The 15672-nt window shown below is 72.3% G+C and carries 10 protein-coding genes and 6 tRNA genes; 14 read left to right on the top strand and 2 right to left on the bottom strand.

Annotation, left to right across the window (positions count from 1 at the left end; translation table 11 throughout):
* Positions 1–64 precede the first annotated feature (64 nt).
* The gene (locus ADJ73_RS11645) at positions 65–1300 is read left to right on the top strand and encodes an alpha/beta hydrolase family protein (protein ID WP_253272560.1); all 1236 of its coding nucleotides are present in this window, start codon (positions 65–67) and stop codon (positions 1298–1300) included.
* A gap of 4 nt (positions 1301–1304) precedes the next feature.
* Complete coding sequence (locus ADJ73_RS11650) at positions 1305–2360, top strand: PPK2 family polyphosphate kinase (protein ID WP_050348402.1); 1056 nt, start codon at positions 1305–1307, stop codon at positions 2358–2360.
* Positions 2361–2437: 77 nt separating this feature from the next.
* Here ADJ73_RS11650 and glgX read toward each other — a convergent pair whose 3' ends face one another.
* A complete protein-coding gene (gene glgX, locus ADJ73_RS11655) occupies positions 2438–4681 on the bottom strand; it encodes a glycogen debranching protein GlgX (protein WP_082176953.1) in 2244 nt (747 codons plus the stop codon).
* Between the two features lie 215 nt (positions 4682–4896).
* Between glgX and ADJ73_RS11660 the strand changes: the two genes are divergently transcribed.
* The 8 genes from ADJ73_RS11660 (at position 4897) to ADJ73_RS11695 (ending at position 10700) form a co-directional block, all read left to right on the top strand.
* Complete coding sequence (locus ADJ73_RS11660) at positions 4897–5994, top strand: YihY/virulence factor BrkB family protein (RefSeq protein WP_050348403.1); 1098 nt, start codon at positions 4897–4899, stop codon at positions 5992–5994.
* A 49-nt stretch (positions 5995–6043) separates the two neighbouring features.
* Positions 6044–6119, top strand: a tRNA-Gly gene (locus tag ADJ73_RS11665).
* Between the two features lie 51 nt (positions 6120–6170).
* Positions 6171–6241 (top strand) — tRNA-Cys (locus ADJ73_RS11670).
* A gap of 1 nt (position 6242) precedes the next feature.
* A tRNA-Val gene (locus ADJ73_RS11675) sits at positions 6243–6317 on the top strand.
* A gap of 210 nt (positions 6318–6527) precedes the next feature.
* Positions 6528–8144, top strand: coding sequence for a hypothetical protein (locus ADJ73_RS17185; protein ID WP_050348404.1), 1617 nt, complete (start codon positions 6528–6530; stop codon positions 8142–8144).
* 1 nt (position 8145) lies between these two features.
* Positions 8146–10428 (top strand): transglycosylase domain-containing protein, encoded by a 2283-nt coding sequence (locus ADJ73_RS11685; protein ID WP_050348405.1) that lies wholly within the window; start codon positions 8146–8148, stop codon positions 10426–10428.
* A gap of 87 nt (positions 10429–10515) precedes the next feature.
* A tRNA-Gly gene (locus ADJ73_RS11690) sits at positions 10516–10588 on the top strand.
* 37 nt (positions 10589–10625) lie between these two features.
* Positions 10626–10700: transfer RNA gene (locus tag ADJ73_RS11695), tRNA-Val, on the top strand.
* A gap of 159 nt (positions 10701–10859) precedes the next feature.
* Here the strand turns inward: ADJ73_RS11695 and ADJ73_RS11700 are convergent.
* Positions 10860–11708, bottom strand: a complete 849-nt coding sequence (locus ADJ73_RS11700; protein ID WP_050348406.1) for a SigB/SigF/SigG family RNA polymerase sigma factor — start codon at positions 11706–11708, stop codon at positions 10860–10862.
* 177 nt (positions 11709–11885) lie between these two features.
* On the opposite strand from ADJ73_RS11700, the gene ADJ73_RS11705 reads away from it, so the two are divergent.
* The 4 genes from ADJ73_RS11705 (at position 11886) to thrS (ending at position 15288) form a co-directional block, all read left to right on the top strand.
* The gene (locus tag ADJ73_RS11705) at positions 11886–12326 is read left to right on the top strand and encodes a TIGR02611 family protein (RefSeq protein ID WP_050348407.1); all 441 of its coding nucleotides are present in this window, start codon (positions 11886–11888) and stop codon (positions 12324–12326) included.
* 68 nt (positions 12327–12394) lie between these two features.
* A tRNA-Val gene (locus tag ADJ73_RS11710) sits at positions 12395–12471 on the top strand.
* 171 nt (positions 12472–12642) lie between these two features.
* Entirely contained in the window at positions 12643–13017 is a 375-nt protein-coding gene (locus ADJ73_RS11715; protein ID WP_050348408.1) for a hypothetical protein, read from the top strand.
* A 195-nt stretch (positions 13018–13212) separates the two neighbouring features.
* Positions 13213–15288, top strand: coding sequence for a threonine--tRNA ligase (gene thrS, locus ADJ73_RS11720; protein WP_050348409.1), 2076 nt, complete (start codon positions 13213–13215; stop codon positions 15286–15288).
* Positions 15289–15672: the final 384 nt, after the last annotated feature.

Consider the following 15672-nt stretch of genomic DNA (forward strand, 5'->3'; position numbering starts at 1 on the left):
GGGGCGCGCCACGCGCGCCCGCCGAATCTCGCAGCCGGCGCGGCCCGGATGACACCATGGGGACGTGACGCGCCGCCACCGACCCGAGCCACGCGCCGGGCTGCTGCGCTCGTACCCACGGCTCGTCGTCGCCACCGCGGCCACCGCCGTGCTCGCCGTGGGCGCCGCCACGGGCTGGTTGAGCGCAGCCATCTACCTCGCCAAGAAGGTCGTGACGCCCGAGCGTCGACGTCCCGACGACACCGAGGTCGTGGCCTTCGACGACCACAGCATCACGCTGGCGCGCACCGCCGAGACCGTCGTCCCCGGCAAGTACGGCCTCTTCCTCGACGGCGGCGAGTCGCACGTGAGGTTCGGGCGGGTGCTGGCCGACGACCCCGGTCGCGGCACCATCACGCGGCGGCTGCACGGGGTCGACCTCGGGACGCTGCACGTCGGGCCGGCGCGGTTCCACTCCTACTACTACCCGACGAGCCCGCGCGAGGCGCTCGGCCTGGTCACCCACGACGTCGACGTGCCCAGCGACATCGGCCCCCTGCCGTCCTGGCTGGTCCCGCCGCCGGACGGCGTCACCGAGGGCACCCGCTGGGCGGTCCTCGTGCACGGTCGCGGCGCCGGGCGCGAGGAGACCGTCCGCGCCGTCGCCACCCTGCACCGCGCTGGCCTGACCTGCCTGACCCCCTCCTACCGCAACGACCTCGTGGCGCCCGCCTCCAGCGACGGGCTCTACGGCCTGGGGCTGTCGGAGTGGCGCGACGTCGACGCCGCCATCGCGTATGCCGTCACCCACGGCGCCACCGACGTGCTGCTCGCCGGGTGGTCCATGGGCGGCGCGATCGTGCTGCAGACCGTGATCAACTCCGAGCACGCCGACCACGTCTCGCAGGTGCTGCTCGACGGCCCGGTCGTGGACTGGCCCGACGTCCTGCACCACCACGCACGCGCGATGCGGGTGCCCGGGCAGCTGACCGTGCTGAGCATGCGGCTGCTGGGCGTGCCGTCCGCGCGACACCTCGTGGGCGTGGAGTCGGTGCTCGACCTCAGCGCCACCGACGTGGTGGCCCGCGCCGACGAGCTGCGCCACCCGATCCTGCTGATCCACTCCCTCGACGACGAGTTCGTGCCCGCCGCGCGGTCCCTCGACCTGGCCGCCGCCCGCCCCGACCTGGTGCGGCTCGAGACCTGGCGCGTCGCGCGGCACTGCAAGGAGTGGAACGTCGACCAGGAGCGGTGGGAACGCGTCGTGGCGGACTTCGTCACGCAGGGTGCGCGGCATACGCCCGCGAAGGTGCAACCATAGGCCCATGGCAAAGACCTCCAAGGCCAAGGCGGACGCAGACGTGACGTCCGACGCCAAGGCCGTCACCAAGGAAGCCAAGAAGGCCGAGAAGAAGGCCGCCAAGAAGGCCGAGAAGGTGCAGAAGGCCCTGGAGAAGGCCCAGAAGCAGGAGGACAAGCGCGCCAAGGTGGTGGACCCGGAGGACCGACCGTCCGCCCACGAGGGTGACGCGGTCTTCGGCGACGAGGACTTCACCTTCAGCGACACGCTGCGCGTGGACCGCGGCTTCGTCCTGGCCGACCTGGACCCCCGCTCCACCCCCGGCTACGCCGGCGACAAGAAGTCGGCGGCGCTCGACCTCGCCGAGGGCCAGAGCGAGCTGTCCGACCTGCAGGAGCGCCTGTGGGCCAACGGCCGTGACGGCGACGGCCCGTCGGTGCTGCTGGTCGTGCAGGGCATGGACACCTCCGGCAAGGGCGGGATCATGCGGCACGTCGTGGGGTCCACCGACCCCGGCGGCGTGAGGTACACCGCGTTCAAGGCGCCCACCGCGGAGGAGCGGGCCCACGACTTCCTCTGGCGCATCGAGCGCGCGCTGCCCGACCCCGGCCAGCTCGGCGTGTTCGACCGCTCGCAGTACGAGGACGTGCTGGTGGTGCGGGTCCACGACCTGGTGCCGCGGTCGGAGTGGATGCGCCGCTACGCCCAGATCAACGCCTTCGAGCGGCAGGCCCTGGCGCGCGGCATCACCGTCGTCAAGGTGATGCTGCACATCTCCTCCGACGAGCAGCGCGAGCGGCTGGGGGAGCGGCTGGCCCGCCCGGACAAGTACTACAAGTACAACCCCGGCGACATCGACGAGCGCGGCCGCTGGGGCGACTACATGGAGGCCTACCAGGCGGTGCTCGCCAAGACGAGCACCCGTGGGGCGCCCTGGCACGTCGTGCCGGCCGACCGCAAGTGGTACGCCCGGCTCGCCGTCCAGCAGATCCTGCTCGAGCACCTGCGGGGGCTGGACCTGCAGTGGCCCGAGGCGACCTTCGACGTCGCCGAGGAGAAGGAGCGCCTCGCGCAGAGCTGACGCCCCCGCCCGTATGCTCCTCGCGCCGTGCGGCGTGGTCCCGGGTCGGGCAGGGCCGACCCGGGACCACCGTGCCGTCAGCCCTGCTCGGTCGGCTGGGGCGCCGTGCGCGGCCGTCGGGCCGCGGGGTCGAGGGCCGGGGCAGCGGGGATGGACGGCCCGGACTTGGCGGTCGGGGCGGTCGCGACGCCGGGCGACGGCTCCTCGGCCTGGCCGCTGGAGCGCAGCACCACGACCGAGCGCGGGGCGACGCGGTTGACGCTGCGGGCCTCCCAGACGCGTTCCTCGGCCAGCTGCGGCTCGGAGGTGTCCAGCACGACCTCCCACTCCTGGCCGTAGTCCTCCGGCGGCATCGTGAAGTCGATGACGTCGTGGTGGGCGTTGAAGAGCAGCAGGAAGTCGTCGTCGACGACCATCCGGCCCCGCTGGTCCGGCGCGTTGATGGCGTGGCCGTTGAGGAAGACCGACAGCGTCTTGGCGTAGCCGGAGCTCCAGTCCTGGTCCGACATCTGCGAGCCGTGCGCGGTGAACCACTCGATGTCGCCGAGGTCGGAGGTGCCGCCGTGAGCGGCGTCACCCTTGAAGAAGCGGCGGCGGCGGAAGACCGGGTGGGCCGAGCGCAGCGCGGTGAGGCTCGCGGTGAAGTCCATCAGCGCGCGCTGGTCCTCGTCGAGGTCCCAGTCGATCCAGGAGATCTCGTTGTCCTGGCAGTAGCCGTTGTTGTTGCCGCCCTGGGAGCGCCCGAGCTCGTCGCCGTGGGCGATCATCGGGACGCCCTGCGACACGAGGAGCGTGGTCAGGAGGTTGCGCTGCTGCTGGGCGCGCAGCGCGTTGATGGCCTCGTCGTCGGTCGGTCCCTCGACCCCGCAGTTCCAGGAGCGGTTGTGGGACTCGCCGTCGTTGTTGCCCTCGCCGTTGGCCTCGTTGTGCTTCTCGTTGTAGGACACCAGGTCCCGCAGCGTGAATCCGTCGTGGGCGATGACGAAGTTGATCGAGGCGATGGGCTTGCGGGCCGAGTGGGCGTAGAGGTCGCTGGAGCCCGTCAGCCGGGAGGCGAACTCGCCGAGGGTGGCCGGCTCGCCGCGCCAGAAGTCGCGGACCGTGTCGCGGTACTTGCCGTTCCACTCCGTCCACAGGGGCGGGAAGTTGCCGACGTGGTAGCCGCCGTCGCCGACGTCCCACGGCTCGGCGATCAGCTTGACCTGGCTGACCACCGGGTCCTGCTGGATCAGGTCGAAGAACGCGGACAGCTTGTCGACCTCGTGGAACTGCCGGGCCAGGGTCGCGGCCAGGTCGAAGCGGAAGCCGTCGACGTGCATCTCGGTGACCCAGTAGCGCAGCGAGTCCATGATCAGTTGCAGCACGTGCGGGTTGCGCATCAGCAGGGAGTTGCCGGTGCCGGTGGTGTCGTAGTAGCTCGCCAGGTCGTTGGTCACGAGGCGGTAGTACGCGTTGTTGTCCAGGCCGCGGAAGGCCAGGGTCGGGCCCATGTGGTTGCCCTCGGCGGTGTGGTTGTAGACGACGTCGAGGATGACCTCGATGTCCGCCTCGTGCAGCGCCTTGACCATGGACTTGAACTCCGTGACCTGCTGGCCGCGGGTGCCGGAGGAGGCGTACTCGTTGTGCGGGGCGAGGAAGCCGATCGTGTTGTAGCCCCAGTAGTTGCGCAGCCCCTTCTCCTGCAGCGAGGTGTCCTGGATGAACTGGTGCACCGGCAGCAGCTCGATCGCGGTGACGCCGAGCTGCTTGAGGTGCGCGACCACGGCGGGGTGGGCGATGGCGGCATACGTGCCGCGGATGTCCTCGGGGACCTCGGGGTGGGTCATCGTCAGGCCCTTGACGTGGGCCTCGTAGATGATCGTGTCGTGGTACTCCCGGCGCGGCGGGCGGTCGTGGCCCCAGTCGAAGTAGGGGTTGATGACCACGGACAGCATGGTGTGCCCGAGGGAGTCCTCGTCGTTGAACGCCGACGGGTCGTCGAACGTGTAGGAGAAGAGCGACTCGTCGTTGCTGATCTGCCCGTCGATGGCCTTCGCGTAGGGGTCGAGCAGCAGCTTGGCCGGGTTGCACCGGTTGCCCTGCGCCGGGTCGAAGGGACCGTGGACGCGGTAGCCGTAGCGCTGCCCGGGCTGCAGCTGGGGGATGTAGCAGTGCCACACGTAGCCGTCGACCTCGGTCATCACGAGGCGCTGCTCGGCGCCCTCGTCGTCGATGAGGCACAGCTCGACGAACTCCGCGACCTCGGAGAAGACGGCGAAGTTGACGCCGCTGCCGTCGTAGGTGGCGCCGAGGGGGTACGGCTTGCCAGGCCAGATTTCCATGAAGGGTGTCGTCCTCGTTCTATCGGGTGGGATCGATCAACTCTCCACTTTACTGGCCGCGAGGCCGTGCCGACGGCATGCCGGGCCGAGGGCCGAGGAGGCGAGGCCCGGACCGCGGCCGCCGGCCCCACCGCCAGGTCACGGCTCCACAACAAGCCGGGTCAGGTCCCTCGTGTCACTCCAGCCCCAGCGGCCCCTGCCGCGAGGGTGGCCGTATGTCGCCCCGCCGCACCGCCACCCGTGCGCTGGCCAGGGTGCCCGGCGGGTTGGTCGCCGCGCGCCTGGTCCGCGAGACGGTGCGCGTCTGCCTGCGCTACCGGGTCACCGGGCTGGCGTCCGAGGCGGGCTTCTTCGCGCTGCTGTCGCTGCCGCCACTGATCCTGGGGCTGGTGGGTGGCCTCGGCTACGTCGGCGCCTGGCTCGGCCAGGGCACGGTGGACCTGCTGGTCGCCGACCTCGCGCGCTACGCCCAGCGCTTCCTCACCGACGAGAGCGTCGGGTTGGTCCTCGTCCCGACGATGGACGAGGTGCTGCGCTCGGGGCGTCTCGACGTCCTCTCGCTGGGCTTCGTGCTGTCGCTCTGGTCCGGCTCGCGGGCCCTCAACGTTTTCCTCGACACCATCTCGATCATGTACGGCCAGAGCGGGGTCCGCGGCATCGTGCGCTCCCGGGCGCTGTCCTTCTCGCTCTACACCGTCGCCGTGGTCGTGGGCGCCGTGGTGCTGCCGCTGGTGCTGGCCGGCCCGGACCTGCTGGCCCGCGCGCTGCCCGGGCCGTCCGCCCTGGTCAGCGTCCTCTACTGGCCGCTCGTGACCGGCGCAGTCGTGTGGGCGATCACCTCGCTCTTCCACATCGCGACGCCCCGCCGCTCGCCGTGGCGTCGCGACCTGCCCGGCGCGGTGCTCACCGTCGTGCTCTGGGTGGTGATCTCCTACGTGGTGCGGGCCTGGCTCGGCGCGTCGGTCGGGGGCACCTCGATCTACGGGCCGCTCGCCGCCCCCATCGTCCTGCTGGTCTGGTTCTACTTCCTCGCCATCGCCGTCCTGATCGGAGCCGCCATGAACGCCGCCGTCCGTCACCTGTGGCCGGTCCCGGACCGGGCGAGCGCCCGGGAGCGCATGGTCTCCCGGGTGCGCACCGAGCTCGAGACGCGGCGCGAGCCGACGCCCCCGGCCGCGGCTGCCCGCTCGCCCTGGGGCCCGGTCATCGCGGGACTGGTCCCGGCGGCCTCCGGCGGGGACGCGTGGGGCGTCACCAGATTGGACGCACCGCAGCGGAATCGGTTAGTGTCGGTCAGCACGCACGGAGGGTGACGACGTCCCCCGCCGGGTTCACCAAGACCCGGTCGTCCGGCGCTGCTATGCGGACATAGCTCAGTTGGTAGAGCGCAACCTTGCCAAGGTTGAGGTCGCCGGTTCGAGCCCGGTTGTCCGCTCCAGGGTCCACGGACCCGGCGTTGGCGCGTTTGCTGGACTCGGCGCGCCGGCACGGTGGAGTGGCCGAGAGGCGAGGCAACGGCCTGCAAAGCCGTGTACACGGGTTCAAATCCCGTCTCCACCTCGGGCGATTGGCGCAGCGGTAGCGCGCTTCCTTGACACGGAAGAGGTCACTGGTTCAAACCCAGTATCGCCCACCATCGAGGCCCCCGACCGATGGGTCGGGGGCTTCGTCGCGTCCCGGTCGTCGGAGGGCGTGACCCGTCGGTGCCGGGGCGCGGGGCCCGTCGGTCCCGGGCGCCCCATCTCCGCGTTGGTAGCGTGGCACTGCGGTCCGGGCCCCTCGGACCACCGGCAGGCCACCTGGGCCTCGCCGCCGCGACGAGCGAAGGGACGCCGCCCTGGATCCGGTGGAGCAGCCCGGTGCGACGCCGCAGGACGACCCGTCCGGGCGCCCGCGGCGTCGGTGGCTCGCGACCCCGCCCGGCGACCCCGAGCGTCAGGCCCGGGTGTATGCCGGTCGTGCCCTGCTGGGCGTCCTCGTGGGGGCTCTCGCGGCGGTGCTGCTGCTCACCGCGATGTACCCCGCGCTCCGCTTCACCGCCGCTCGACCGCAACGCACGACCGCTGCGCCGGCGCCGGCCACCATCACGGAGCAGCCGGCTGTGGCGCGCGCGGCCGCGGCCCCGGCCACCACGGTCGTCGAGCGGCTCCTCGCGGCCACCCCGGCGGGGCTGCCCGAGGGGCTGGTCGACGCCTCGTCGGTCCCCGGCACGGTTGCTCCCGCCGTGGCGCTCAGCTGCGACAGCCCGGTGGCGCCGGTCGTGTCGCGGTCCCGCACCTGGGCGCGCCCCCCGGCGCCGGGTGCCGCCGCCGGGTCCGGGGTCACGGTCACCGTGACGGCCTACAGCGCCGGCGCGGGGGCGCCGGCGCTCGACGCGATGGTCGTCGCCCGCAAGGAGTGCGTGGCCGACGCGACCGTCACCCGCACCGACGGGTATGGCGTGCAGGCGGTGCTGGCCACCCAGCAGCGCGGCCAGGTCGACACCCGGTCGGTGGTGCTGCGGCGCGGCGACGTGCTCGTGTCGGTGTCCGGCACCGGGCTGCCGCTGCCGACGGCCGTCGCCGCGGACCTGGACCGGCGACTCGACCAGGCCCTGGCGCCGGTGTGCGCCCAGCAGCGCTCCACCACCGCGGACTTCGCGCGGTCCCCGCTGGTCGCCCGCCAGGACTACACCGGCCTGCAGGTGCTGGCCGGCGTGGACCTGCCGGGTCAGGGCACCCCGCTGCCCGACCTGGTCGCGGCGCACGTCGGCGCGCCGCTGCCGCCCCAGGTGACGCCGACGACCCCGGCCGCGCCCTACTGGCCGGAGGCCGCCCCGGCGCCGGTCCCCAGCCCCTCCGAGCCGCCGGCCCCGACGCCCTACCCGGTGCGCACCACCTACCCGGCGCCCGCCCGCGACGACCGCGGCCCCGGGTGCGGGTGGGCCTTCACCGGGATGGCCCCGCCCACCTTCGACGAGCAGGCCGCCGCGCGCACCCAGGAGCAGCGCCGGCAGGCCGCCGTCACCGCCATGCAGGCGGCCGTGGCGGCCTACCCGGCCGCGGTGCAGGCCTACGAGCAGGCGTGGGGCGACTACGAGCGACGGGCCAAGGCCTACACCGACTACGCGACCAAGGCGCAGGAGGTCGAGGCGGCGTGGGCCGTCATACGGGTGCAGCAGGAGGCCTATCGCCAGTCGCTCGCGCAGTACCAGCAGGCGACGGCCGCCTACCAGGCCGAGCTGACCCGGCGCCAGGGCCTGCAGGCCACGTATGATGCCCAGCTGGCCCGGTGCGCCACCGCCACGCCGCCCGTCCCGTCGACCCCCGCGCCACCTCCACCCGGCGCGCCGCCGACCGTCGCGCCACCCCCGACGGTGCCCGGGTGCCCGCCGACCCGGGACCCGTCCCTGGACCTGCCGATGGCGCCGCCGCCCGCGTCGCCGAGCCCGCCGCCCGACCCCCGACCGACGCCGAGGCCGTGACGTGAGCATCCCCTTCGACGAGCGCGCCCGGTCCGGTCGTGCCCCGCGTGACCGCTCCCGGGGCCGGGCCGTGCTGCGGCTGACCGCGGTGGCGTCGGCGGCCGGCCTGGCCGCGGCGGCGGCGCTGGCTCCCGCGGTCATGACGGCGGGGGCGGCTGCCAACTCCGTCGCCGACTACTGGGAGTCGCTGCCCACGACGCTGCCGATCGAGCCGGTGCCGCAGCGCTCCACCATCCTCGCCGCCGACGGCAGCCAGATCGCCACCTTCTACTCCGAGAACCGGGTCGAGGTGCCGCTGTCCGCGGTCTCGCCGGTCGCGCGGCAGGCGGTGGTGGCGGTCGAGGACGACCGCTTCTACCAGCACGGGGGCGTGGACCCGCGCGGCATCCTGCGCGCCGTGGTGCACAACGCCGGCGACGGTGGCACGCAGGGCGGGTCGACGCTCACGCAGCAGTACGTCAAGAACGTCCTCCTCAACAACGCCGACACCACCGAGGACCGCGCCCGGGCGACGGAGACGACGATCACGCGCAAGGCGCAGGAGGCCAAGCTCGCCGCGCAGCTGGACCGGGACCTGCCGAAGGACAAGATCCTCGAGGGCTACCTCAACATCGCCTACTACGGCGACGGTGCCTACGGCATCGGGACCGCCGCGCAGCACTTCTTCTCGGTGCCCGCCTCGCGGCTCACGCTCACCCAGGCCGCGCTGCTGGCCGGCCTGGTGCAGAACCCCTACGGCTACAACCCGGTGGTCCACCCGCAGCAGGCCCTCACCCGCCGCAACGTGGTGCTGGCTCGGATGCGCGACACCGGGGTGATCACGGCTGCGCAGGCCGCCGCGGCGCAGCGCGCCCCGCTCGGGCTCAAGCCCTCCGAGGCGGCCAACGGCTGCACCGCCAGCCGCTACCCGTTCTACTGCCAGTGGATCCGGCAGACCCTCGAGTCCGACCCGGTCTTCGGGGCCACCCCGGCGCAGCGCCGCCGCTTCATGAACTCCGGCCTGACCATCCGGACCGCGTTGCAGCCCAAGGCCGCCGACGCGGCCCAGCGCGCCGCCGACGACGCGCTCGGCCGGGACAACCAGTTCGCCGCCGGCGTGGCCGTCGTGCAGCCCGGCACCGGCCACGTGGTTGCCTTCGCCCAGAACCGCTCCTTCGGCCTGGGGGAGGGGCGCACCAACCAGATCTACCCGGCCGTGGCCGCCTTCCAGCCCGGGTCCACCTTCAAGCCGATCACGTATGCCGCCGCCCTGGAGGGCGGGTTCCCGGTCGACGGGGTGCAGGACGCGCCGGCGCGGTTCCGCCCCAAGACGCTGAGCTATCCCCCTGGTGGCTACCGCAACTCGATGGCCGCCGACGCGGGTCGCCTCACCGCGGGGCAGGCGCTGGCCCGCTCGTCCAACACGTGGTTCGTGATGCTGGAGGAGAAGGTCGGCGTCCCCAAGGTGGTGCAGATGGCCAACCGCCTCGGGATGTCCCTGCCCGCCGCCAAGATCGGCCCGGACGAGGGCTCCACCACCCTCGGCACCCACGACGTCTCGCCGATCCAGCTGGCGTCGGTCTACGCCGCCTTCGCCGCCCACGGCCGGGTCTGCAAGCCGGTCGGGATCGTCGCCATCACCGGATCGGACGGCAAGCCACGGCCGGCGCAGGACCCGGCCTGCCACCAGGAGATCCGCCCCGGCGTGGCCGACGCGGTGACGGCGGGGCTGGCGGAGACCATCGACGGCTCCGACCCCTACCGCACGGGCAAGAAGCTCTCCATCGGCCGGCCCGTCGCCGGCAAGACCGGCACCATGGACGGCAACTCGGCGGTCTGGTTCGCGGGCTACACCCCGCAGCTGGCGACCGCGGTCTGGGTGGGGGACCCCCGCGGCGGGCAGCGCTACCCGATCGAGTCGGTGCAGCTCTACGGCCGCCGGATCAGCTCGGTCTTCGGGTCGACCGCCGCCGGCCCGATCTGGCAGGCGACGATGACGGCCCTCCACGAGGGGCTGCCGATGCAGGCCTTTGCCCCGGTCGGGCCGGCCGAGCTCAGCGGAACCCACGCGGTGATGCCGGACGTGCGCGGCCTGCCCCGGGACCAGGCGGTGCAGGTGATCCAGGCCACCGGCTTCGACGTGCGGCTCGCGCCCACGACGGCGGCCCCGGACGCGCTGCTCGGCAAGGACGTCGTCGTGTCCCAGCAGCCGGCCCCCGGCACCGCGGTCGGCCTCTCCGGGAGCGCGACGCTGACCCTGTCCGCGGGCTCCGACCCGGGGGTGCAGCTGCCCCCTCGCCGGTAGCCCCGGAAGGGCCACGCCACGTCACCGCGATTTGGGCCGGACGTCACCTATCGGCTACTGTTCTCACGCACCGCGCAGCGGTTGCAGGCGGACATAGCTCAGTTGGTAGAGCGCAACCTTGCCAAGGTTGAGGTCGCCGGTTCGAGCCCGGTTGTCCGCTCAGCCGAGGGGCGCGAGAGATCGCGCCCCTCTCGCTAGGGCGATTGGCGCAGCGGTAGCGCGCTTCCTTGACACGGAAGAGGTCACTGGTTCAAACCCAGTATCGCCCACCAGCTCTCACGGCCCGCCGGATGATCCGGCGGGCCGTCGTCGTATGCCGTACACCCCCGCCCGCGCCGTCACCGGCGGGGGCGGGGGAGCGGCATACGGGCCGGGCACGACGATGCCGCCACCCGCAGGGGCGACGGCATCGAGGGGTGGAGCGGCTGCCGTCAGGCGACGGACTCCGAGGGGATGCGCAGGGCGCGGGTGGACCCGACGGGGGCCCGCTGGATCTGCAGCACGTTGCGGAGCTTGTTGAGGATCTGCGTGAGCAGCCGCGACACCTGCACCTGGCTGACCCCGATCTCGTCGGCGATCTCCTGCTGGGTCATCTCCGAGAAGTAGCGCAGCTCGATGATCTTGCGCTGGCGGGGGGTGAGGCAGTCGAGGAGGGTGTGCACCATCATCTCGTCCATGAGGTGCTCGAGGTCGTCCTCCTCGTCGGGGATGAGGTGCCCGAGCGTGGATGCGGCGCCCTCACCCGTGGGGTGCTCGAGGGACAGAGGCTGGTAACCCGTCGCCGCCTGCTCGACGTCGGCCAGCTCGCGGGGGGTGAGGCCCATGGCGTCCGCCACCTCGGTGGAGGTGGGGGCGCGGCCGAGCTTCTGCTCCAGCTCCTGCTCGGTCTCGCGCACCCGGGGCCGCAGCTCCTGCAGCCGGCGCGGGGGCCGCACCGACCAGCACTTGTCGCGGAAGTGCTTGCGCAGCTCGCCGATGATCGTGGGGGTGGCGAAGTCGACCAGGCTGACACCGTGGGACGGGTCGAAGCGCAGTACCGCCATGACCAGGCCCAGGTTGGCGACCTGCTCCAGGTCGTCCTGGGGTTCGCCGCGGTTGCGGTAGCGCGAGGCCAGCCGCTTGGCCAGCCCGATGTTGGACTGGATCACCCGGTTGTAGACGGCCTGCCGCTCCTCGGCGGGCAGGGTCGGGATGGAGGCCAGGAGTCGCTCGGACTCGCCGGTGTCGACAGGACGGACATGGGGGAGACCGAAGACGACGTGATGGGTGGACGTGCTCACAGGAGGACTCCGATGGGTCGACGTGATTGCGGCCGTCTTCTAGACCTGAGGATCGTCTGCGAAAGAGCGTGGGGCGACTCGTCGCGGGCTCCCTCGAGTCGATACTACTCATGAGCGTCCTGTCTTCCCCCGATTCGGAAGATTCCCATCGCATTCCCAGCCACGAGGGGGCAATACGTGTCCTACCCGGACGATTCGCACGACACCGGACCACCGAGCGTGACCGAGCGCGACTGGGAGTGGCGACGGCGGATCAGGTCCGACCGCCGGTCCCACGCCGTCTACCGGGCGGTGGTGGGGGTCGTGGGGCTGGTGATCGTCGTGGTGGGACTGATCCTCGTGCCGTTCCCCGGGCCCGGGTGGTTGATCGTCTTCCTCGGGGTGCTGCTGTGGTCGACGGAGTTCGCGTGGGCCCAGCGGCTGCACCGGTGGGGGATGGGGCACCTGCGGCGCTGGACCGACTGGGTCCAGGCCCAGCCGGTGTGGGTGCGGTGCCTCGTGGGCCTCGCCACGGCGGCCTTCGTCGGGCTCGTCGTCCTGGGGACGATGGCGGTGGCCGGAGTGCCGGGTTGGCTGCCCGACGTCGTCGAGGACCCGCTGCGGGACGTGCTCCCGTGAGCGATTTCGCGACCGGCGGCCGCACCGGCTAAGATTCGGGAGTTGTCCGCCGCGGCGGGCTGCATCCTGGACGTGTAGCTCAGTTGGTTAGAGCGTTCGCTTCACACGCGAGAGGTCAGGGGTTCGAGTCCCTTCACGTCCACCACCTCGAGGGGCCGGGCACGGGAGCGTGCCCAGCCCCTCGCGCATCCCGCCCCACGCTCCCTGCGTCGTGCTGCCCTGCGTCGAGCTGCCGGCCTCGCCTCGCGCTGCCGTCGGCCGACGGCCGGACGAGACGGATTGGCCCTCGACGGGCGGGTGGGTGCACGCTGGTGCCATGGCAACGAGCGTCGCGCCCGCGTGGACCCTGACCGGCATCAACGTCTACCCCGTCAAGGGTGAGCCCGGGCGCAGCCTGCGCCAGGCGGTCCTGACCGACTCCGGCCTCGTGGGCGACCGCGCCAAGAAGCGCCCGCTGCTCGTCGCCACCTCCCGCCAGGCCGACGGCGACCTGCGGGCCAACCTCGTCGTCGACATGACCGACGAGGAGCTCGACGGCCTGCAGGGCCAGGAGCTGCGCATCGGCGACGTCGTGGTGCGCCTCGGCGCGCGGCCTAGCGCCTGCGACGGCCTGTATGCCGAGACCGTCCAGGGCGGCGACGTCCTCGTCGGGGACCGCGCCCGCGTCGTGCGGTGCTGCGCGTCCTTCTGACCGAGCCCACGCCCGGACCCGCCGACGGCCTGACCCGCCGACGGCCTGACCCGCCGGCACGCCTGACGGGGGCGGCACGCCGCGCCAAACGGCGTTGCGGCCGCCGATAACCTTGGAGCACCCCCGCCGACCTCGGCGGCGGTGACCCCGCGAGGCAGCGGGGCGCCATACGACTGGACGAAGCTGGAGAGAACCGTGTCTGCCGACATCACCGTGACCATCGCCGGAGACGAGCGAACGGTGGCGCCGGGCACGACTGCCGCCGACCTGTTCGCCGACGACCGCCGCGTCGTCGTCGCCCGCATCGGCGGCGAGCTGAAGGACCTCGCGACCGAGCTGCGCGACGGCGACCAGGTCGAGGCTGTCGACATCGCCAGCGACGACGGCCTGGACGTGCTGCGGCACTCCTGCGCCCACGTCATGGCGCAGGCCGTGCAGCAGGTCAACCCCTCCGCCAAGCTCGGCATCGGCCCGCCCATCCGCGACGGGTTCTACTACGACTTCGACGTCGCGGAGCCCTTCACCCCCGAGGACCTCAAGGCCCTCGAGAAGGTGATGCAGAAGATCATCAACGAGGGGCAGACCTTCCGGCGGCGCGTGGTGAGCGAGACCGAGGCGCTGGAGGAGCTCGCGGGCGAGCCGTTCAAGTGCGAGCTGGTGGGCCTCAAGGGCTCGATGACGCACGACGACGAGGACGCCGGCGCGGGCGTCGAGGTCGGGGCCGGCGAGCTCACGATCTACGACAACGTCCGCCGCGACGGCAGCGTCGCGTGGGGCGACCTGTGCCGTGGTCCGCACCTGCCGAGCACCAAGATCATCGCCAACGGCTTCAAGCTGATGCGCTCGGCCGCGGCCTACTGGCGCGGCAACCAGGCCAACGAGCAGCTGCAGCGGCTCTACGGCACGGCGTGGCCGACCAAGGATGAGCTGAAGGCCTATCTCGACCGCCTGGCAGAGGCCGAGAAGCGCGACCACCGCAAGCTCGGCGCCGAGCTTGACCTGTTCTCCTTCCCCGACGAGATCGGCTCCGGCCTGCCCGTCTTCCACCCCAAGGGCGGGATCATCAAGCGGGAGATGGAGGACTACGTCCGGCGCCGGCACATCGAGGAGGGTTTCGAGTACGTCGGCACCCCGCACATCGCCAAGGACGGGCTCTTCCACACGTCGGGGCACCTGCCGTACTACGCGGACACGATGTTCCCGCCCCTGCACGTGGACGAGGAGCGGGGCGCCGACGGCCAGGTGACCAAGCCGGGTCAGGACTACCGCCTCAAGGCGATGAACTGCCCGATGCACAACCTGATCTACCGCTCCCGCGGCCGGTCCTACCGCGAGCTGCCGCTGCGGCTCTTCGAGTTCGGGTCGGTCTACCGCTACGAGCAGTCCGGGGTGATCCACGGGCTGACGCGGGTGCGCGGCTTCGCCCAGGACGACTCGCACTCGTACGTCACGGCCGAGCAGGCGCCGGCGGAGATCAAGCACCTGCTGGACTTCGTGCTCGGGTTGCTGCGCGACTTCGGGCTGTCCGACTTCTACCTCGAGCTGTCGACGCGTGACTACGACGGGGCCAAGAAGGACAAGTTCATCGGCTCCGACGAGCAGTGGGAGGTCGCGACGAAGGTGCTCGAGGACGTGTGCCTCGCGTCCGGCCTGGAGCTCGTGCCCGACCCGGGCGGGGCCGCCTACTACGGCCCCAAGGTGTCGGTGCAGGCCCGCGACGCCATCGGCCGCACCTGGCAGATGTCGACGATCCAGTACGACTTCAACCAGCCGGAGCGCTTCGGGCTGGAGTACCAGGCGAGCGACGGGTCGCGTCAGCGCCCGGTGATGATCCACTCGGCGAAGTTCGGGTCGATCGAGCGCTTCATGGGGGTGCTGGTGGAGCACTACGCCGGGGCCTTCCCGGTGTGGCTGTCGCCGGTGCAGGTCACGGGGATCCCGGTCGCCGAGGACTTCGCGGACTACCTGGAGGACGTGGCGCGCCAGCTGCGTCGTCGCGGGGTGCGCGTCGAGGTCGACCACAGCGACGACCGTTTCCCCAAGAAGATCCGCAACGCCTCCAAGTCCAAGGTGCCCTTCGTGCTGATCGCGGGCGGCGAGGACGTCGAGGCGGGGGCGGTGTCCTTCCGCTACCGCGACGGGTCGCAGCGCAACGGGATCCCGGTGGCGGAGGCCATCGAGGAGATCGTGCGGGCGATCGAGTCGCGTGAGCAGGTCATGACGGCGCCCGGGCAGACGGCCGCGAGCGAGGAGCCCGCGACGCAGGCGTGATCCAGCGTGATCCGTTGTCCCGCAGCATGTCTCGTATGCCGTGAAGCGCCTGCCCCTCGGGGTGGGCGCTTCGCGCTTCGTCGCTGCGCTGCGCGGGGCCTCGGGTGGGCGGGGCTGATCGGGTGGCTTTGACCGTCGAGGACGGTGGTGGAAGCCACCCGCTGGTGTCGGGCTGCGGTTTCGCCGCCGGCGGCGCTGGTGGGGCGCACCGCTGGGGGGTGGCGATCGGGACCGCGGGCTCATCGGGTGGCTTTGACCGTCGAGGACGGTGGTGGAAGCCACCCGCCGGCGTCGAGCCGCAGCCCCGCCAACGACCCCGGCCGAAGTCACCCGATCGCGTGGAGCCGCGGCCCCACCGACGACGACGTGGAGCCGCAGCCACCC

Source organism: Arsenicicoccus sp. oral taxon 190, assembly GCF_001189535.1.
Classification (GTDB): Bacteria; Actinomycetota; Actinomycetes; order Actinomycetales; family Dermatophilaceae; genus Arsenicicoccus.